Annotated in this window: 17 protein-coding genes and 1 riboswitch; of the genes, 5 read left to right on the top strand and 12 right to left on the bottom strand. The window is 51.4% G+C overall.

Going from position 1 to position 18187, the window contains the following annotated elements; all coding sequences use genetic code 11:
• Window positions 1–25: 25 nt before the first annotated feature.
• The 10 genes from purB to ACYUJT_RS18560 all read right to left on the bottom strand — a co-directional run bounded on the left by purB (window position 26) and on the right by ACYUJT_RS18560 (window position 11012).
• A complete protein-coding gene (gene purB, locus ACYUJT_RS18605; protein WP_460325001.1) occupies window positions 26–1324 on the bottom strand; it encodes an adenylosuccinate lyase in 1299 nt (432 codons plus the stop codon).
• The gene (gene purK / locus ACYUJT_RS18600; protein ID WP_460324999.1) at window positions 1321–2514 is read right to left on the bottom strand and encodes a 5-(carboxyamino)imidazole ribonucleotide synthase; all 1194 of its coding nucleotides are present in this window, start codon (window positions 2512–2514) and stop codon (window positions 1321–1323) included. Before purK ends, purB begins: the two co-directional genes overlap by 4 nt.
• Window positions 2515–3018 carry a 5-(carboxyamino)imidazole ribonucleotide mutase gene (purE, locus tag ACYUJT_RS18595; protein WP_460324997.1) on the bottom strand — a complete coding sequence of 168 codons (504 nt, stop codon included), beginning with the start codon at window positions 3016–3018 and terminating at the stop codon, window positions 2515–2517.
• Between the two features lie 284 nt (window positions 3019–3302).
• A riboswitch (purine riboswitch) is annotated at window positions 3303–3404 on the bottom strand.
• 649 nt (window positions 3405–4053) lie between these two features.
• Window positions 4054–4488, bottom strand: coding sequence for a universal stress protein (locus ACYUJT_RS18590; protein ID WP_460324995.1), 435 nt, complete (start codon window positions 4486–4488; stop codon window positions 4054–4056).
• An 85-nt stretch (window positions 4489–4573) separates the two neighbouring features.
• The gene (locus ACYUJT_RS18585; RefSeq protein ID WP_460324993.1) at window positions 4574–4837 is read right to left on the bottom strand and encodes a DUF1294 domain-containing protein; all 264 of its coding nucleotides are present in this window, start codon (window positions 4835–4837) and stop codon (window positions 4574–4576) included.
• Between the two features lie 194 nt (window positions 4838–5031).
• Window positions 5032–5163 carry a hypothetical protein gene (locus ACYUJT_RS18580; protein WP_460324991.1) on the bottom strand — a complete coding sequence of 44 codons (132 nt, stop codon included), beginning with the start codon at window positions 5161–5163 and terminating at the stop codon, window positions 5032–5034.
• A 60-nt stretch (window positions 5164–5223) separates the two neighbouring features.
• Complete coding sequence (locus ACYUJT_RS18575; protein ID WP_460324989.1) at window positions 5224–7356, bottom strand: DNA topoisomerase III; 2133 nt, start codon at window positions 7354–7356, stop codon at window positions 5224–5226.
• A gap of 77 nt (window positions 7357–7433) precedes the next feature.
• A complete protein-coding gene (locus tag ACYUJT_RS18570) occupies window positions 7434–9104 on the bottom strand; it encodes an ABC transporter substrate-binding protein (RefSeq protein ID WP_460324987.1) in 1671 nt (556 codons plus the stop codon).
• A gap of 76 nt (window positions 9105–9180) precedes the next feature.
• Entirely contained in the window at window positions 9181–10053 is an 873-nt protein-coding gene (locus tag ACYUJT_RS18565; RefSeq protein WP_460324985.1) for a carbohydrate ABC transporter permease, read from the bottom strand.
• A gap of 14 nt (window positions 10054–10067) precedes the next feature.
• A complete protein-coding gene (locus ACYUJT_RS18560) occupies window positions 10068–11012 on the bottom strand; it encodes an ABC transporter permease (RefSeq protein WP_460324983.1) in 945 nt (314 codons plus the stop codon).
• A 352-nt stretch (window positions 11013–11364) separates the two neighbouring features.
• Here ACYUJT_RS18560 and ACYUJT_RS18555 point away from each other — a divergent pair, with 352 nt between their 5' ends.
• On the top strand, window positions 11365–12363 hold the full coding sequence (locus ACYUJT_RS18555; RefSeq protein ID WP_460324981.1) for a beta-ketoacyl-ACP synthase 3: 999 nt from the start codon (window positions 11365–11367) through the stop codon (window positions 12361–12363).
• A 36-nt stretch (window positions 12364–12399) separates the two neighbouring features.
• Window positions 12400–12969 (top strand): thymidine kinase, encoded by a 570-nt coding sequence (locus ACYUJT_RS18550; RefSeq protein WP_460324979.1) that lies wholly within the window; start codon window positions 12400–12402, stop codon window positions 12967–12969.
• A 103-nt stretch (window positions 12970–13072) separates the two neighbouring features.
• Here the strand turns inward: ACYUJT_RS18550 and ACYUJT_RS18545 are convergent, their stop codons facing one another.
• On the bottom strand, window positions 13073–13708 hold the full coding sequence (locus ACYUJT_RS18545; RefSeq protein ID WP_460324977.1) for a hypothetical protein: 636 nt from the start codon (window positions 13706–13708) through the stop codon (window positions 13073–13075).
• 143 nt (window positions 13709–13851) lie between these two features.
• Between ACYUJT_RS18545 and ACYUJT_RS18540 the strand changes: the two genes are divergently transcribed.
• From ACYUJT_RS18540 to ACYUJT_RS18530, 3 genes are all read left to right on the top strand, one after another.
• Window positions 13852–14064 carry a hypothetical protein gene (locus ACYUJT_RS18540; RefSeq protein WP_460324975.1) on the top strand — a complete coding sequence of 71 codons (213 nt, stop codon included), beginning with the start codon at window positions 13852–13854 and terminating at the stop codon, window positions 14062–14064.
• Between the two features lie 24 nt (window positions 14065–14088).
• A complete protein-coding gene (locus tag ACYUJT_RS18535) occupies window positions 14089–14940 on the top strand; it encodes a sulfurtransferase (RefSeq protein ID WP_460324973.1) in 852 nt (283 codons plus the stop codon).
• Window positions 14941–15359: 419 nt separating this feature from the next.
• Window positions 15360–16238, top strand: coding sequence for an alpha/beta hydrolase (locus ACYUJT_RS18530; protein WP_460324971.1), 879 nt, complete (start codon window positions 15360–15362; stop codon window positions 16236–16238).
• Between the two features lie 118 nt (window positions 16239–16356).
• Here the strand turns inward: ACYUJT_RS18530 and ACYUJT_RS18525 are convergent, their stop codons facing one another.
• A complete protein-coding gene (locus ACYUJT_RS18525) occupies window positions 16357–17970 on the bottom strand; it encodes a xylulokinase (protein ID WP_460324969.1) in 1614 nt (537 codons plus the stop codon).
• Window positions 17971–18187 lie beyond the last annotated feature (217 nt).

Raw genomic sequence — 18187 nt, 5'->3', positions numbered from 1 at the left:
GTTTCAGCCCCCTCCCGCTTCGTAGTTATTCAGACAATCCGAGCTTGCGGAAAATCGTGTCTACATGCTTCAAATGCCAGGAAGGATTAAAGGCATCCTCGATATCTTCTTTGCTTAGGACGCCCGTAATTTCCGGCGTCTCCTCGATCAGCTCGCGGAACTGGCGCTGCGTCTCCCAGGCCTGCATCGCCCGGGGCTGAACCGTATCGTAAGCCTGCTCGCGGCTGAAGCCCTTGTCGATCAGCTTCGTCATGACGCGCCCGGAGAACGGAACGCCGAACGTGCGGCTCATGTTGCGCTTCATGTTCTCCGGGAAGACCGTCAGGTTCTTCACGATGTTGCCGAAGCGGTTCAGCATGTAGTTGAGCAGCATCGTCGCATCCGGCAGAATAACGCGTTCGACCGAGGAATGCGAGATGTCGCGCTCATGCCACAGCGTCACGTTCTCGTAAGCGGACACCATATGTCCGCGAATGACGCGGGACAAGCCGGAAATATTCTCGCTGCCGATCGGGTTGCGCTTATGCGGCATGGCCGAGGAGCCTTTTTGGCCTTTGGCGAAGGCTTCCTCGACTTCCCGGAACTCGCTCTTCTGCAGGGCGCGGATTTCGGTTGCGAATTTATCGAGCGATGTCGCGATCAGCGCCAGGGTCGCCATGTATTCGGCATGGCGGTCACGCTGCAGCGTCTGCGTCGAGATCGGAGCCGGCTTCGTGCCCAGCTTCGTGCAGACATATTCCTCGACGAACGGGTCGATGTTCGCGTAGGTGCCGACAGCACCGGAGATTTTGCCGAACTGGACGCCGTCCGCTGCCCGGCGGAACCGCTCCAGGTTCCGTTTCATTTCCTCGTGCCACAAAGCCATCTTCAGGCCGAACGTCGTCGGCTCCGCGTGCACGCCATGGGTACGGCCCATCATCGGCGTGTCCTTGTAGGCGATGGCTTTGTCGCGCAAAATTTGGATGAAGTTCACAATGTCTTGTTCCAGAATCTCATTCGCTTGTTTCAGCAGATAACCTAGAGCGGTATCGACGACGTCCGTGGAGGTCAGGCCGTAATGCACCCATTTGCGCTCCGCTCCCAGGCTTTCCGATACGGCACGGGTAAACGCGATCACATCATGGCGGGTTTCCTGCTCGATTTCGTAGATGCGGTCCATATCGAAGGATGCATTCCGGCGAAGCAGCGCTACGTCCTCTTTCGGGATAATCCCAAGTTCAGCCCAAGCCTCGCACGCGCAGATTTCCACTTCCAGCCACGCTTTGAACTTGTTCTCCTCAGTCCAGATCGCTCTCATTTCGGGTCTGCTGTAACGTTCGATCATATGAGTTGATTCCTCCAAATTGTAGTTTGCTGTATAAAATCAACCGCGTCCTGAACATCGCTGCACAGCACGTTAACATGTCCCATTTTGCGTTTGGCGGCCGATCCGGCCTTGCCGTACAAATGCACCTTCGGCACAACGTTCGCCGCTGCGGTGCTGCCTGCTTCAACCTCGCCCCATCGTCCCGTCGCCACGGCTTCCGTTACGGCTTCGACATGCTCGCCGAGCACGTTCACCATGACGACCGGCGTGAGCAGCTTCGCCTCGCCAAGCGGCAAATTGCAAACCGCCCGGACATGCTGCTCGAATTGCGACGTCGTGCAGGCCTCCATTGTATAATGCCCCGAATTATGCGGACGCGGCGCAAGTTCATTCACGTAGATCCGTCCGTCCCCGGTCAGGAACATCTCGACGGCGAGGAGGCCGACGGCTTCCATCGATTCCGCAATCTGCGAAGCTAGCCGTTCCGCTTCACGCTGTACTTCCTGATCGATTCTCGCCGGCACGATGGATGCATGCAGAATATTATCGACATGAATGTTCTCGGCAACCGGGAACGTTCGGATTTCGCCGCGCGGGCTGCGGGCCGCAATGACGGACACTTCCTTCACAAAGGGAATGAATTGCTCCAGCACGAGCTCGGTGCCCGCTTTGCTTAGCTCAGCATAAGCAGGGCCAATCTCCGCTTCCGAGCGGATCACCCACTGCCCTTTGCCGTCGTATCCGCCCGTCGCCGTCTTCAGCACGCTGGGAATGCCCAGCCGTGCAACGGCCTCGCGCAGCTCCTGCTCGCTGCCGATCTCCGCGTAGGGAGCCACCGTAGCTCCCGCCGCTTCAACGGCCCGCTTCTCGCGCAGGCGATGCTGCGTCGTATAGAGCAGCCTGCTGCCTTGCGGCACATGCGACAGCTCCTCAAGCAGCGCCGCCACCCCGGCGTCCACATTCTCGAATTCGTACGTGATTACATCCGAGCGCTCGGCCAGCTTCTTCGCCGCCTCCTGATCGTCGTACCCTGCAACGATTTGCTCGGCCACCTGGCCGCATGGCGATGACGGCGTCGGATCGAGGGTAACGAACCGATAGCCGAGGTTCGTTCCGGCCAGCGTCATCATCCGCCCAAGCTGTCCGCCGCCAAGCACGCCGATCGTCGATCCTGGCGGGATCACTTTATATATAGAGGATTGATTCATTTACTTGATCTCCCCCAGATCGGCTGAGCTAGCCAGCACTTCTTCGCGAATCCGATCGCGGCGCTCCTGCACTCGGGACGCCACTTCAGGATCGAATGCTCCGATCATTTGCGCCGCCAGCAGTCCGGCGTTAATCGCGCCAGCCTTGCCGATAGCCACCGTCGCCACCGGAATTCCGCCCGGCATTTGCACGATGGAGAGCAAGGAGTCGAGTCCGTTCAAGGCCGCCGATTTCACCGGCACGCCAATCACGGGAAGCACCGTCTTCGACGCGACCATGCCCGGCAAATGCGCGGCTCCTCCAGCACCGGCGATAATGACCTTTAGCCCGCGGTCTGCCGCTTGCTCCGCAAACTCAAACATCAAATCCGGCGTGCGGTGCGCGGATACCACCTGCTTCTCATAAGGTACTTGAAGCTCCTCCAAAACGGCGCAAGCATGGGACATCGTCTCCCAATCTGACGTGCTGCCCATGATCACTGCCACCTGTGCCTGTGCTGACATGCCTCAACCCACTCCTCTTAATCTAAGTATTTGATTGCTCCGGCCAAGCCCATCAAAAAAGTCCGGAGCATTCTGGAAATAACGAGTATTTTCAGATTCCCGGACCAGAGAGAACACATCTCATTACAGATTTACAAACAGCTTGCTCTATACGTTGTTATATAGATAACCCAGCCGCCTGCGGTACTGTAAGTGTCTGATGACAGAATGAATGTAATTTCGGCGCGACCACGTAAATATCCGAATCAGGGGACTGATCAGCCATAACATTCTGCAATCAAACGAAAAAAGATGTATCCGCTCGTAGTCCGAAAATTTACGGTTTTCAGGTAGAGACTTCCGGGCCATATCCCCGGGTTTATACGAGTTCAAAACATATTGGCGGGTTCCCGCCGTCCTCTATCAGTGTAACAACCCGGGATAGCTCATGTCAACTCAAACCCGAACATTAATAAACTCAATAAAGGGAATGTTCGTTTTTTTGGTTACTCAGCAAGTTGGGTTGGCGAATAGACGGGTTTGCTTGTCCCACTTTGATCATCACGTTCCGGGATTCGCGTATTAAGCCCCTTTGAACATCGCTGACGGACAAGAGATCCGCTATTTGCCCATTTTGACCAAAATAAACTTGCTTACGGACACAGGGGACCTTATTAACCGAAAACCCATACAAAACTTGAGCTTTTTAACCATATAGCGTCTCCTGTGTCCGTTAATCCCGCAAATCCCTGCATTTTTTCCAAATAGCGCCTTCTGTGTCCGTTAGCACCGAGCAAGCCGGGCAAACTGCAAGCCTTTTATCCACTAATATTCCATATTCCATATTCCACTAAGCATCAAAGCATCAACTAATCGAGCTTCAAAGTAACAAGACTCTAACTTACTCCCACCAGCGCACTGTTCCCAGAACGCCATACAAGCTGCATCATGCCGATCAGCCCACCACCTAGACATCACAACGCTCTTCCTGCCCCTCCAAAGTTAGCTAAAACAAAAAGAGTGCCCCTAAACTCTAAGGACACTCTCCATGTATACTTATTTAACTACCAGCACAGGCACCCGGGCATGCTGAACAACGTTATGGCTGACGCTGCCAAGCACGAACTCGCGGATTCCTCCGAGGCCGCGGCTGCCGATAATAATGACGTCGTTATTGTGTTTCTTCGCGTAGTCCAGAATAACTTCTGCCGGCGCTCCCTGGATCAGTTCGACGTTGCCTCTCACGCCTGCAGCTTGCAAGCGGCTTCTTGCTTCCTCTGCCGTCTTCTCCGCCAGATCATAGAAATCCTGGTTCACCGAAGCCGGTACAGGGGCGTATCCCTCTGCAACGTAGAAACGCGGAAAGTCAAAAACATGCACTACTTCAAGACTAGCATCCGGCGATAATTTTACCAGTTCAATCGCTTTATCCAGCGCCTTAGTAGCTGCCTTTGAACCATCATAAGCTGCAACAATTTTGTTAAATAACATAAGTCAGCACCTCTCCTTGTCTATTTTATGAATACAAGTGAAGCGTGAACGTGCACAATAAAACTCTACTTAAATTAAATAACCATTAGAACAAAAAATAACCCAGCAGTACCGCATTCAACAATAGCAACAGCGGAATCCCGACCAGGAAGCTGGCATGCTTCGTTTTGTGCCGCTTCACGTTCATGGCCGTCAGCACACCGAGCGAACCCCCGATGGCTGCCAAGAGAAACAATGTCCGCTCAGGAATCCGATCGCGCCTCTGACGGGCACGGCGTTTATCGTCGGCCATCACCAGGTACGATACTATATTAATGATTAGAAACCAGAGCAGCAGCCCGGATTTCATGCTTACCGCCCCCATCTTCGTCCGACTTTGGCAATTTGTTTCCCTTAGCTCTATTATAACTCTAACCGAATAAATTCAAAAGGCTCCCTCAACGGGAGCCCGGCTTAGGCTTAAGCTGCCTCTGCTTAATTAGGAAACTGCTTCGATTGAAAAATGCATCGCGTTTTCACGAGACAATCCGCTTCTCATCAGCTTTACATCTTCGGAACTTCGTTCAAGCTGGGCGGCTTCTTGGCCTGCTTCTCCGTCTTCGGCTCTATCGTTTCTTCCATAATGCTGGATTTATTCTGCCGATCTCTAATCTTGGTTGATTTGTGATGGGGCATGCTCATCACCTCCTATTCATAGGTTTCCGAGCATGCCCCTATTTTATGCGAACTCTTATTTTACTTGTCCTTGTTCTCCATGGCCGCCTTCAATAATTCTCCCAAGTTGGAGCCGATGGATTCCTGCTTCTGCGTATATTGGCTTACGAGCCTTTTCTCCTCCCGCTTGTTCATGCGTTTAGGATCGTTATTGCTCATTGTTTCCGTAATGCCGCAAGGCAGACATTGCACGTACCGGCCCGCCTTGCCTTCCTTCATCTCCATTTTTTTATGGCACTGCGGACAACGGCGGTTCGACAGGCGTTTCTCGCCGGAACGGCGATAGCCACAATCCTCGCTTGGGCAGACGAGCATCAGCCCGCGCCCCGTCTTTTTCTCCAGGAGACGGGTTCCGCAATCCGGGCAATGGCTGTTGGATACGTTATGCGGCTTGTAGGTCGCTTCGCTTTTCTTCACACCGGACACGAGCCCCTGAGCCATGTCCCGGATTCCTTCCAGGAACGGCCCTGGCTTACCCTGCCCGCGAGCGATTCGCTCCAGCTCAGCCTCCCATTTCGCTGTCAGATCCGGCGAGCGCAGATCGCTCGGAGCCAGCTCGATCAACTGCTTGCCTTTGCCGGTCGGATGCAGCAGGTTGCCCTGCCGCTCGATCGTATCCGAGCTGACCAGCTTCTCGATAATATCGGCGCGGGTCGCCGGCGTGCCTAGACCGTGCTTCTCCATTTGCGTCAGCAAAGCCGCTTCGCTGTACCGCTTCGGCGGCAGCGTGCGGCCGCCCTGAATGCGGCAGCGCTTCACGGTTACGCTCTCGCCTTCCTTCAGCTCTGGAAGCAAGGCACCGCTGCCTTCAAGCGAATCCTCGTCCTCATCGTCTTCGTCGACCGCCTGCCCGTCGTACACAGCGCGCCAGCCGCTATCCTTCATCGTCGTGCCTTTGGCGTGCAGAGTCTCCCCGGCCACATCCAAAGTAACGGCAACTTGGTCGAAGCGGGCCGCCGGATAGAACAGACTAATAAACCGCCGGACGATCAGATCGTATAACCTACGTTCCTCTGTGGTGAGCGTATTCAACAGCACCGTCTGCTCCGTCGGAATGATCGCGTGATGATCGGTGACCTTGCTGTCATCGATGATCCGTTTACTCAAAGGAAGCGGTTTGCGCAGCAGCGCTCTTGCCAGCGGAGCGTATGGGCCGATAGCCACGCTCGTCAATCTCTCCTTGAGCGTATCCTGCATATCGGACGTCAAATAACGCGAGTCCGTTCGCGGGTAGGTCACGAGCTTATGCTGCTCGTACAGCCGCTGCAGTACATTGGACGTCTGCTTGGCGGAAAACCCGAGCAGACGGTTCGCATCCCGCTGCAGCTCCGTCAAATCATAAGCCAGAGGGTGCGGAACGTTCTTCTCGCTCTTCTTCAGCTTCACGATTTTACCGCTGCGGCCATCGAGCTTCCCTTGAAGCTGCTTCACCTTCTCCGGATCAAAAATCCGCGAGTCGTTATTCGCGCCACGCCATACCGCCTCGAACGAGCCCAGGTCAACGCGCAGCGTGCTGTATTCCTCCGAGCGGAAGGACAGAATTTCCCTCTCCCGCTGCATAATCATGCCCAGCGTCGGTGTCTGGACCCGTCCCGCGGATAACGGTGATCCGAATTTGGTGGTAAGCGCCCGGGTCACGTTCAGCCCGATCATCCAGTCCGCTTCCGCCCGGCATCTTGCCGAGTGATACAGCCGATCGTATTGATTTCCCGGCTTAAGCGACGCAAAGCCCTCCTTAATCGCCTTATCTGTCTGCGAAGAAATCCACAGCCGCTGAAACGGCTTATTCCATTTCGCCATGTCCATGATCCATCTGGCGAGCAATTCTCCCTCGCGCGCAGCATCCGTCGCAATGATCAGGGAATTGATATCCTGCCTTCTCATCAGCTGCTGTACCGCCTTGTACTGATGGCTGCTCTCCCGCAGCACCTTCAGCTTCATTTTGTCAGGCAAAATCGGCAGATCTTCCAAGGCCCAAGTTCGAAATTTCGCGTCATAGTCCTCCGGCTCGGCTAATCCGACCAGATGACCAAGCGCCCAGGTCACAACGTATTTAGGTCCTTCCAAATGGCTCTTATGCTTATCGCGGCAGCCCATCACTCGCGCGATTTCCCGCGCTACGGACGGCTTTTCCGCCAATACTAATGTTTTCATGAGTTCACTGATGCACTCCTTTCAGAGTTCATTATAACATCCGCAGGAGTAGGGGACGAAATCATTAAGCTAACAATTTAATAACCTAACAAGCTCTTCGTCTTCTGGAAAACCTCATTCGCCATGTCCGTATACCGCGTGCTGCCATTCGCTTCAACCTGAGCCGTATACTTGCTCCAATGATCAAAGCTCTCCTGACCGATAATGAATTTTAAGGTCATCGTCTTGACGAAATCCATCAGCGGCGTTGAGATCAATTGCATCTGCTCGGTTTCCTCCGGCGTGGCCATGATCGGCGGCGCCAGCTTGCGCGGCACTCGCGTCGCCTGGATCCGGTTCACAAAGTCCTTCTCTCCGTCGGTCATCTTGGACATTCTCAGCTTTTCAGAGCCCCCATATGCGAACATCCCTCCGGCAAAGCCAAAATCGACGTTCAGCTGCTTCGACGCTCCTTCATTGATTCCATTGTAATAAATATCCGGATGAAGCACGACGTTTCCATCGGCATCAAGGGTATACGTCTCGCCCTCTACGCCCCACAAACTGAGCATCTGACCTTCGTTGGAATACCAGAACCAGTCGATGAACCGCAGCATCTTAATAAACCCTTCTTCTCCCAATTCATCGAGCGCGTTCTTGCTGATCATAACCCCGTTCTCCAAACGCGAGCTCTCGACCTGAAGCTTCCCTTTTGGTCCGCCAGGCTGTGTGATCATGTACAGCTCGCTATCCGGAACTTGCATTTTGCTCTTGAAATCCGCCAGCACCTGATAAATTCCGCTGATTACATACGTATCGCCTTTGAAGAACTTGGCCCTTGCTGCTTCATCTTCTTGCGTGAAGGATTCGGGATCCATAATGCCTTCTGTAATCAGCTTATTGAAATAGCCCAAATAGTCTTTGAAATCTTCCGACGCGTCGGCAAATAAAAACTGCTGCTTATCATGGTCGAAAACCAGACCGTTGGACAGTCCCCATCCTCCGGTGACACCGTATTGAACGGCGGTTATGTTCAAAGCAGATTCACCCTTGAACTGATCCGAGATGACGTATTTTGCACCGGTATGATCTTTGACTTTCTTCATCGCTGAGTAGAAGTCCTCATAGGTCCAATCCCCTTGCTGGCCCTCAACGTCCACGCCTGCCGCTTCAAACACATCCTTGCGTATAATGTAGGAATAACCGCCGCCAGCGATCTCCCACATGCCCGGGAGAACGTAATATTTACCGTCTTCCTTCAGCTTCGCTTTTAAATCCTCTTCCATGCCCCAATCTTTCACGGCTTTCATATAATTCGGCATGTACTGTACCCAGTCACTGACAGCCACAATTTGCCCCGTTGCCACAAATGCGGACTCATCATATGTCTTGGGAATAATGTAAGGCGCATCGCCGCTGTTAACTAGCAACGACTTTTGATTTTCGTATTCTGTTCGGGCTGTAATAGACAAATCAAAGGTCACGTTCGTTTTTTCTTGAATGGCGCTCCAGAGTCTCCAGTCTTTTTTATAAGGATAATTCTCATGATCACTGTACATCATCGAATAGATTACCGGTTCATTGGAATGGAACGTCTGGTCTTCCCCAAAGGTGTAGTCCGCCGCTTCAGCAGCTGCTGGATCCTTTGGATTTGCTGCATCCGATGGAGCGGGTGAGGAGCCTTTGTTCCCCGACCCCGACGTGCATGCCGCTGTCAACACGAGCAATAACGTCAGCATTATCATTGCCAATGATTTACTGAATCTCATCGTTCTGCCTCCCTTTTTTGGTTCGAGCTTTATATTTATATAACGGAAACAGCTGCAGCCTCTCCGATTATATCAATTAACCCTTGACGGCCCCGATCATCATCCCTTGCACGAAATACTTTTGGATAAAAGGATAGATGCATATAATAGGCAGCGCAGTAAGTACCATAGCCGCCGATTTGACGCTTGCTGCGATTTGGCTGGTCTGATCGGACGCGGCCCCGATTTCGGTGGGACTGACCGCGTTATCGATAATTTGTTTCAAATACAGAGCCACGGGCCATTTCTCTTTCGACTGTAAATAAAGGGAAGGTCCGAACCAGTTGTTCCACATGCCAACCATGACGAACAACATAATCGTTACGAGGATCGGCTTCGATAAAGGAACAATAATTCTTGTAAAAATCCCGAACACACCCAGACCATCGACGCGCCCCGCTTCTTCCAATTCTTGCGGCAAGCTGGCGAAGAAGGTCTTCATCAAGATGACATTGAATGCGCTAATCGCACCCGGGATAATGATGGCCCAAATCGTATCTCTCATGCCTAATGCCTTTGCAATCAGAATGTAGTTCGGAATGAGTCCGCCGCCGAAGTACATCGTAAACAGCACGAAGGGGATAAAAAACTTATTGAGGCGCAGCTTATCCTTTGAAAGCGGATAGGCCATAACCGCCGTTGCGGCCACCGCGATAAACGTGCCTGCCACGGAATAAACAATCGTATTCCCGTAATAACGGAAGAAGTCAGGTTTGCTCAATATGACTTCGTAAGTCTTAGTCGTAAATTCCACGGGAAAGATAGTTACCTTGCCGGCATAGATAGCAGCTTCCGAGCTGAAGGACTGCGCCACCAGATATACAAACGGGTATAAGGTAAATAAGACGACCAGAATCATAATTAAACCGTTTACAATATTAAAAGTGCTAAAAGATGAAGTCCTCTTCACTGAATCGCTCCTTTCTACCACAAACCGGCTTTCGTCGTCTTCTTTGATGCGGTGTTCGCAATCGTCACCAAAATCAGTCCAATGATACCTTCGAACAGCCCTACCGCCGTCGCATAACTAAAGTTGCCGCCAGTGATACCCATCCGGTAAACGTATGTAGAAATAACGTCTGCCGTTTCATAAGTTAGAGGATTGTACAAGAGCAGGATTTTCTCGAAATTCGATCCCAGGATGCTGCCGATATCCAAAATTAAGAGCACCATGACCGTGGGCAGAATGCCGGGAATCGTCACATGCATCGCCAGTCGCAACCGGCTGGCGCCATCGATCTTCGCGGCTTCATAGAGTGCCGTATTGATGCCGGTCATCGCCGCCAAATACAGAATCGTTCCCCAGCCTAGACTTTGCCAGACGCCGGAAGTAACGTAAATCGCCGGAAACCATTGCGGCAATGAAATAAATGAGATTTTGCCTATGCCGAGCGAGGCTAATAAATTGTTGATTGGTCCCGTTAAGGAAAGCATTTCTTTCACCGTTCCCGCCACGATGACCATGGATATAAAATGGGGCAGGTACGATACCGTCTGCACAAACTTCTTCCACTTGATTCTCCGCAGTTCGTTCAACAGCAGCGCAAATATTAAGGTAATGGGGAATTTGACCACGAGATAGCTCACACTTAAGTTTAGATCGTTGAAGAAGGCTCTCCAGAACGTCTGATCCTTCATAAACATCCCGAAGTATGTGAACCCAACCCATTCTGATCCAAAGATATTGGGACCTCCTCTATACTTCCGGAAAGCAATAATGTTTCCGACCATCGGCGCATACTTGAAGATGATGAAGTAGATTACGGGTACGACTAGGAATGAATACAGCTTCCATTCCTTCTTAACGTGTCTCCAAAGGGAATTTGTATCTGCCGCCTTGACTTGTGTACGAGCTGCCACCTGCGCCATCACATCCTTACGAAAAATTAACCCTGACAGGACTTGACCCTGCCGCGCTGTTACTCCATCAATGTATCGGAGACGTCCCTGGCCCTCAATGTTCAATATCGAAAAGAATGTGCAATAACGAGAAAATGACGATTGACAATTTGAAACGGATCAACCGATTCGTGAATGAGAGGCGCGGTTAGTTGGCCTGTATAAATTTACAGAAAAGCTATACAACGGAGCTAAAGTCATATATATTATAACCAGGTACTAATACCTGATAATAGCACCAGACTACATTCCAGATTTTCATAAAAGGTATAACAGCTTGTTTTTTTCACAAAACTATTTCGCATATGAAGGAGTGATTGTTTTGACGCTTGTATCCAAATCACGGATTACCGCCATCGGCACCTATGTTCCAGAGAAAATTTTAACGAATGAAGATCTCGAGAAAATGGTCGAGACAAGCGACGAGTGGATCGTCCAGCGGACAGGAATTCAGAAACGGCACATTACCGCTGATCATGAATTCACCTCGCACCTATGTATTCGGGCTGTCGAGAAGCTGCGCGATACTTACAACAAAACATTGGATGACGTCGATCTGATTCTCGTGGCCACGACGACGCCCGATTACTCTTTTCCCAGCGTAGCGTGCCGAATTCAGGAGCATTTCGGAATGGCCAGTACTGGAGCGGTCGACTTGAATGCAACATGCGCTGGCTTCTCCTATGCTCTTCATTTCGCCAATGCCCTGATTACGGCAGGACTGCATCAGAAGGTGCTGGTCGTCGCAGGCGAGACCATGAGCAAAATTACGGATTACACGGATCGCAGCACGTGTATCCTGTTTGGCGACGGCGCAGGAGCAGTTCTCGTTGAGCGCGATGATGCGGATTCTGGCAGCTTTGAAGCCGTCGTCATGGGGACGCAGGGAAGCGGGGGAATCAGCGTATATCGTTCCGGACTTTCTGAGACGATGAACGGCCAGCCTTTGGAAGGCCGTGGAAGGATAGTCCAGAACGGGCAAGAAGTGTTCAAATGGGCCGTACGCACCGTAACCGCCGGCATTGAGGAACTGCTGGGGCAGGCTGACCTAAGCCGGGAGGAAATCGATTGGTTCATCCCGCATAGTGCCAATTTGCGCATGGTCGAATCGATCTGCGAGAAAGCGAATATCCCTTTGGGCAAAACATTGCAAAGCGTGCAGCTTATGGGCAACACCTCATCTGCCTCCATCCCGCTCGCCCTGCAGGCGGGAATCGACGCCGGCCAATTGAAGACCGGTGACCGGCTGCTCATTTATGGCTTCGGCAGCGGCCTGACTCATGCCGGACTCATTGTGCGATGGGACGTGCCCGCGATATAATTAACGGCATGATCCAACAAGAGAAGGAGCGCAGTGATGGCACAGCTATTTTTTAAGTACGGGGCGATGAACAGCGGCAAATCGATCGAGATTCTGAAGGTGGCCCATAATTACGAGGAACAGAGCAAACCGGTGATGATCTTCACTTCGGCGCTCGATAACCGGGACGAGGCAGGCTATATTTCCTCACGCATTGGCCTGCGCAAGCCAGCGATCCCGATCAAGGACGATACCGACATCTTCAGCATGGTCAGCCATCAGGAACCGCGGCCCTATTGCGTGCTCGTGGACGAGTGCCAATTTTTGAACAAGAACAGCATCGAACAGCTTGTCCGTATCGTGGATGAGTTAAATGTCCCGGTGATGGGCTTCGGCCTCAAGAACGATTTCCAGAATCAGCTGTTCGAGGGCAGCAGGCTCATGCTTATTTATGCGGATAAAATAGAAGAAATGAAGACGATCTGCTGGTTCTGCGAGCGCAAAGCCACAATGAACCTGCGCGTCGAGAACGGGAAACCTGTTTATACGGGAGAGCAAATCCAGATCGGCGGCAATGAATCGTATTATCCGGTATGCCGGAAATGTCACCGCAATCCTCCGTTATAGAAAAAATAAGGCGCATGCTTCTGCATGCGCTCTTTTTTTTAGATAAGGGTTCTACTCTAGTGCTTCGCTCTCACTCTTCGGCTAATTTCCTTGTAACTCTCCTTCATCGCCTTCTCCGCTTAAAAAATCTATCGCGAAATAACAAGTTCCGATACTTGAATTTGCTGAACGGATATTTGAAGGATAAGGCGATACCCTCATCCTCTATTTTGACCGCCTTCAAAGCCGCCGTATGCACCCTGCTGCGCACAAGCAGATTCACGAGCCGTCGATTGCCGCGCCGAATCGCGATGGCCAGCTTGCAAGCAAAGGTTCTGTCGCAGGCAAGTCTGCGGTATAACGGCAGCATGGCCCGGGCTATCGCCTGATGGACCTTCGGATCGAACACGAATTGCACGGTTCCCGGCGGAATTGTCGTGCCGTTCGTATACACCAGTTTTGGGAAGCTAAAATCTACAAAATAGCCGATTCCGTTCGTTCCAAGGCCCTGCCTGGCCGCGTGCGGGGCTGCCGAGGCGAGCAGCCTTTTCATCAATTTCAAGTTCGCCGTGACGACCGCCCTGCTCCATAGGGTCGCAAACTTTTTGTTTGTCGCGACGGCGCTATAGAATGGCAGCATGCTGGCCGCTGTCTTTTGCAATACGCTCGCATTAACCTTGGATTTGTTGAAACTGGCGCATCTGCACCCGCATCCACACTCGCAGCCTCCGCTTCTTCCCCGCCATCTTGCCCTTCCCATACCCCTTCCTCCTTATACTTTTCTATAATATATGGAGTAGTCGCTTGTCATGGCTGGGCTGTTGTCTCTACAATAGAGAAGTCAAAAGAAATATGTAAAAGTGAATGAGCAGATCACTCTGCTTGAAGGAGGTTGGAATCCGTATGCCAACGGTTAGACGTCTTATTACTGAGCATGATTTGCAAATGGCCCTGGAGCAAGGGCTCCGTATCCGCGTCTTTCGCGACAGCCACCTCGTCGAATCGGGGTCGATCATTATCCGCCTCACCGAAGATACCGTGATTACGCAATCCAGCGTCAGCGATCTTGCTTATCATAACCGCAGCAACTGCCAGTTCTTTGAGTTGAGAAAATAAATCGTTTGAAGGGAGCGCAATACTATGTCAAACCCACTCGTATCTAAAAAATGGCTTCTCGCCCGCATGTACGAGCCTAATATGGTCATCGTCGATTGCCGGTTTCAACTCGGAGCGCCAGAGGCCGGCAGGACAGCTTACGCCGAGTCCCATATCCCCGGCGCAATCTACCTCGATTTGGAGAGCGACCTTTCCGCTCCCATTGGCGAACATGGGGGCCGGCATCCGCTGCCAGACCCGGACATTCTCGCGAAGCGCCTCGGCCGGGCCGGCATCAACAACGACAGTGTCGTCGTTGCTTATGACGACCAGGGAGGACTGAACGCCTCCAGGCTCTGGATGCTGCTACGCTGGCTCGGCCATGATCAGGTGTATGTTATGGATGAGGGATTCGCGGCATGGCAACAAGACGGCTATCCCGTAACTGCCGATCAACCAGTTGTTATCCCTTCGTCCTTCCAGCCTGCGGTACGTGATGAATTGATCGCCGATATGGAGGATGTCCGCAGTGCGATCGGCAGTCCTGATGTTCTATTGGTCGATTCCCGCGAAGCGCCCCGGTATCTTGGACAGACCGAGCCGATCGACGCCAAGGCAGGACATATCCCCAGCGCGGTCAACGCTTTCTGGAAGAACAACCTGGACGCTGATGGAAAATGGACGTCTGTAGAACAGCGCCGAGCCGGTTTATCCGAAGTGATCGATGCTCTGGATGCCGGTCGCGAGGTTATCGTCTATTGCGGCTCCGGCGTTAGTGCTTGTCCGAACATCGTGGCGCTTCACTCGCTTGGGTATTCCAATGTTCGGTTGTATGCGGGGAGCTGGAGCGATTGGATTTCGTATCCGGATAATCCCGTTGCCACGGCCGGGGAGTGACAGCTTACGCCGGGATACAGGTGTACCCCGGCAACCTTGCCGCTCGGAGCGAAGGGGCTTCCAGCGGCATTTTTCCATGCCCGCAGAGTCAGCAGGCTCAAGCCACCTGCTTCGAAAAAGTGGGGATTCACCGGGTATCCTCGTTTGGTCCTGATAGAGAGAAGAAATTATAAATATTTACATGATTTGCTAAATATAGTAAAATCATAATAAGAGCGCTTACATTATAACCATGCGAGACTTGCTTCCTGAAGCATTGGCGCTGGTCTCGAAAGGGGGAGCCGCCACAGTTTTTGAGAGGAGTTACATTTCAATAGTAGTAAGGAGATTAGCTGCTAAGAGAGTAACAGAACTGAAGCATTCATAACTCACTCCAATGTGCAAGGCCAGAACATCTAAAAACAAGGAGGACAAGTGAAATGAAAAAACTTTTTACTCTCGTTGTGCTCATTGCGCTGCTCGTCCCATCGATGTCCTATGCCCAGTCTCCAACGCAAAATACAATCGGTGCTGCCGCCTCTCCCGGTGGAACCATAATTCCGGCACCCCAGGGATACGACGCTTACCGTCATAATATTCCTCGCGGAAATGTGCAGCAAATTTCCTATTATTCTACAACAGTTGGCAAAACACGGAATGCAATGGTTTATACTCCTCCGGGCTATACAACGTCGAAAACCTATAATGTCCTCTACTTGCTGCACGGCATTGGCGGGGATCAATATGAATGGCTCAATCAGATGAACCCTAGAAATATTTTAGACAACCTGTACGCCGACAACAAGCTGGAGCCGATGATTGTTGTTTTCCCGAACGGCCGCGCCATGAAGGATGATCGTCCAATCGGCGATATTTTTGCACCAGACAAGGTAGCTGCCTTCGAAACCTTCGAGTTTGATCTGATCAACGACCTCGTCCCTTACATTGACACTCATTTTCCGGTATATGCCAATGCTCAGCATCGAGCTTTGGCTGGTCTGTCGATGGGCGGCGGACAATCGCTGAACTTCGGGTTAAAGCATTTGGACAAATTCTCCTGGATTGGCGCATTTTCATCCGCACCTAATACAAAGTCGGCGTCGCAGCTCATCACCAACCCGTCCCAGACGGCCAGTAAACTAAACCTGCTATGGCTGTCTTGCGGCGCGTCGGACAATCTACTGTGGGTAAGTCAAAACTTTCATAACAGCTTGAACTCCATGAATATTCCCCACATGTGGTATCTGGATGTCGGCGGGCATGAAGGTAAAGTGTGGAGCAGCGGGCTCTATCAATTCTCTCAGCGTATCTTCAAATAGAGTCATAGCCACTTCATTAAATAACCCCAGGAATGCTGCCGCATTCCTGGGGTTATTGCTTTGCTCGGCCACCGGATTCAGCAAAAGGGAGCAGCCCGAAAGCCACTCCCCACCGGTCTCATTTCTTCCAATTTTCTACAAAATGATCTACCGCTGCCTGCTCAATTGCCAGCCCTTCCGTGTAACGCTCCATAAACAAGGCAAAGCCATTTACATCTGCGCTGTCAGGATAAACCTCTTGTCCTTCTGCACCCTTGAACACTTTAGTGGCAAGATAATCAGCCAAGCCCTCGTGCTGCTCCTTATTAACCATATAGGATGCCAATATGGCCATCCCCCATGCGCCGCCCTCACCAGCCGTAGACATGACCGAAACAGGAACATTCAGTGCTGCGGCACATATTTTTTGACCGACTAGTGGTGTTTTGAACAATCCGCCATGCGCCAAAATACGGTCAATCGTTACATGCTCCTTCTGTGTCAAAATATCCATCCCCAGCCTTAGTGCAGCAAACGCGGTAAACAGATGTACCCTCATAAAATTCGCCAGATTGAAGCGGCTTTCTGGAGAACGCACGAACAGCGGACGACCTTTGGCAAGCCCGGTAATGTTCTCGCCTGAATAGTAGCCATAGCTCAGCAAGCCGCCGCCATCAGCGTCTGCTTCCAACGCTTTATGGAACAGGACGCTGAATAATTGGTTCATATCGGGCTTCAGCCCCATTGCTTCAGAGAATTCACGGAACAAGCCGAGCCATGCATTAATATCGCTGGAGCAGTTGTTAGCAAGAACCATGCCGACAGGGCTGCCATCAGGTGTAGCCACGATGTCAATCTCAGGGTACACCTTGGACAAATCCTTTTCCAGTACAAACATGGCAAAAATCGACGTTCCTACGGAAATGTTGCCGGTACGCTTCTTGACACTATTCGTAGCGACCATGCCTGTCCCGGCATCACCTTCTGGAGGACATAGCGGAATACCTGCTAGTAGGCTGCCTGATGGATCTAATAGTCGGGCACCAGCTTCATGGAGATATCCAGTATGTTCGCCTGCAGTATAAACTTTAGGCAAAATATTTTTAAGACTCCACGGGTAGCCCTTATCGGCAATTAAATCGTCAAACTTCTTCATCATATCTTCATTATATTGCTGCGCAGATTCATCGATTGGGAACATACCGGAGGCATCCCCCAAACCAAGAGCCTTGCTGCCCGTCAACACCCAATGAACGTAACCCGATAAGGTCGTAATATAATCTATGTTGGCGACATGCTCTTCATCGTTCAAAATCGCTTGATACAAATGTGCGATGCTCCAGCGCTCTGGAATCTTAAACTGGAATTTCTCGGTTAGCTCCGATGCAGCAGTACCCGTTATGGCATTGCGCCATGTACGGAACGGAACCAATAGCTCCCCTGCTTGATCAAGAGCAATATAGCCCTGCATCATGGCAGAACATCCGATTGATCCGATTTTTTGCAATGTTACGCCATAATTATTCTCAACCTCTTGCTTTAATTGGCGATAGGTTTCTTGCAACCCGTTAATCACTTCATTGAGATCGTAGGTCCAATAACCGTCGATCAATTGATTTTCCCACTCATAGCTGCTGGAACCGATTGTTTCAAATTTATAATCAATCAGTACAGCCTTGATTCGTGTGGATCCAAATTCGATGCCAAGCGAGGTTTCTCCCCTGGCTATCGCTTGTTTCATATTTTGATCCAAGATGGCGTTGCTCCTCTCTGAATTTTAAATTGAGCCGAATATGCATAAGGACATGAAGGTGTACGGCGAACCATACCATTTTCCATTTTGATTGATAGATCCTAAAATAAGATTAAATGGAACGTATTTCCACATTCTACACTAGAGAGCAAGTATACCTCTGTCAATAGAGTAGGCACAAAGAATCGAGAGAATTATGCGGCAAGCAGGTTACCGA

It is taken from the genome of Paenibacillus sp. YSY-4.3 (genome assembly GCF_054767475.1).
Note: the sequence above shows the minus strand (reverse complement) of the source record. Positions and strands in the feature narration are given on the sequence as shown.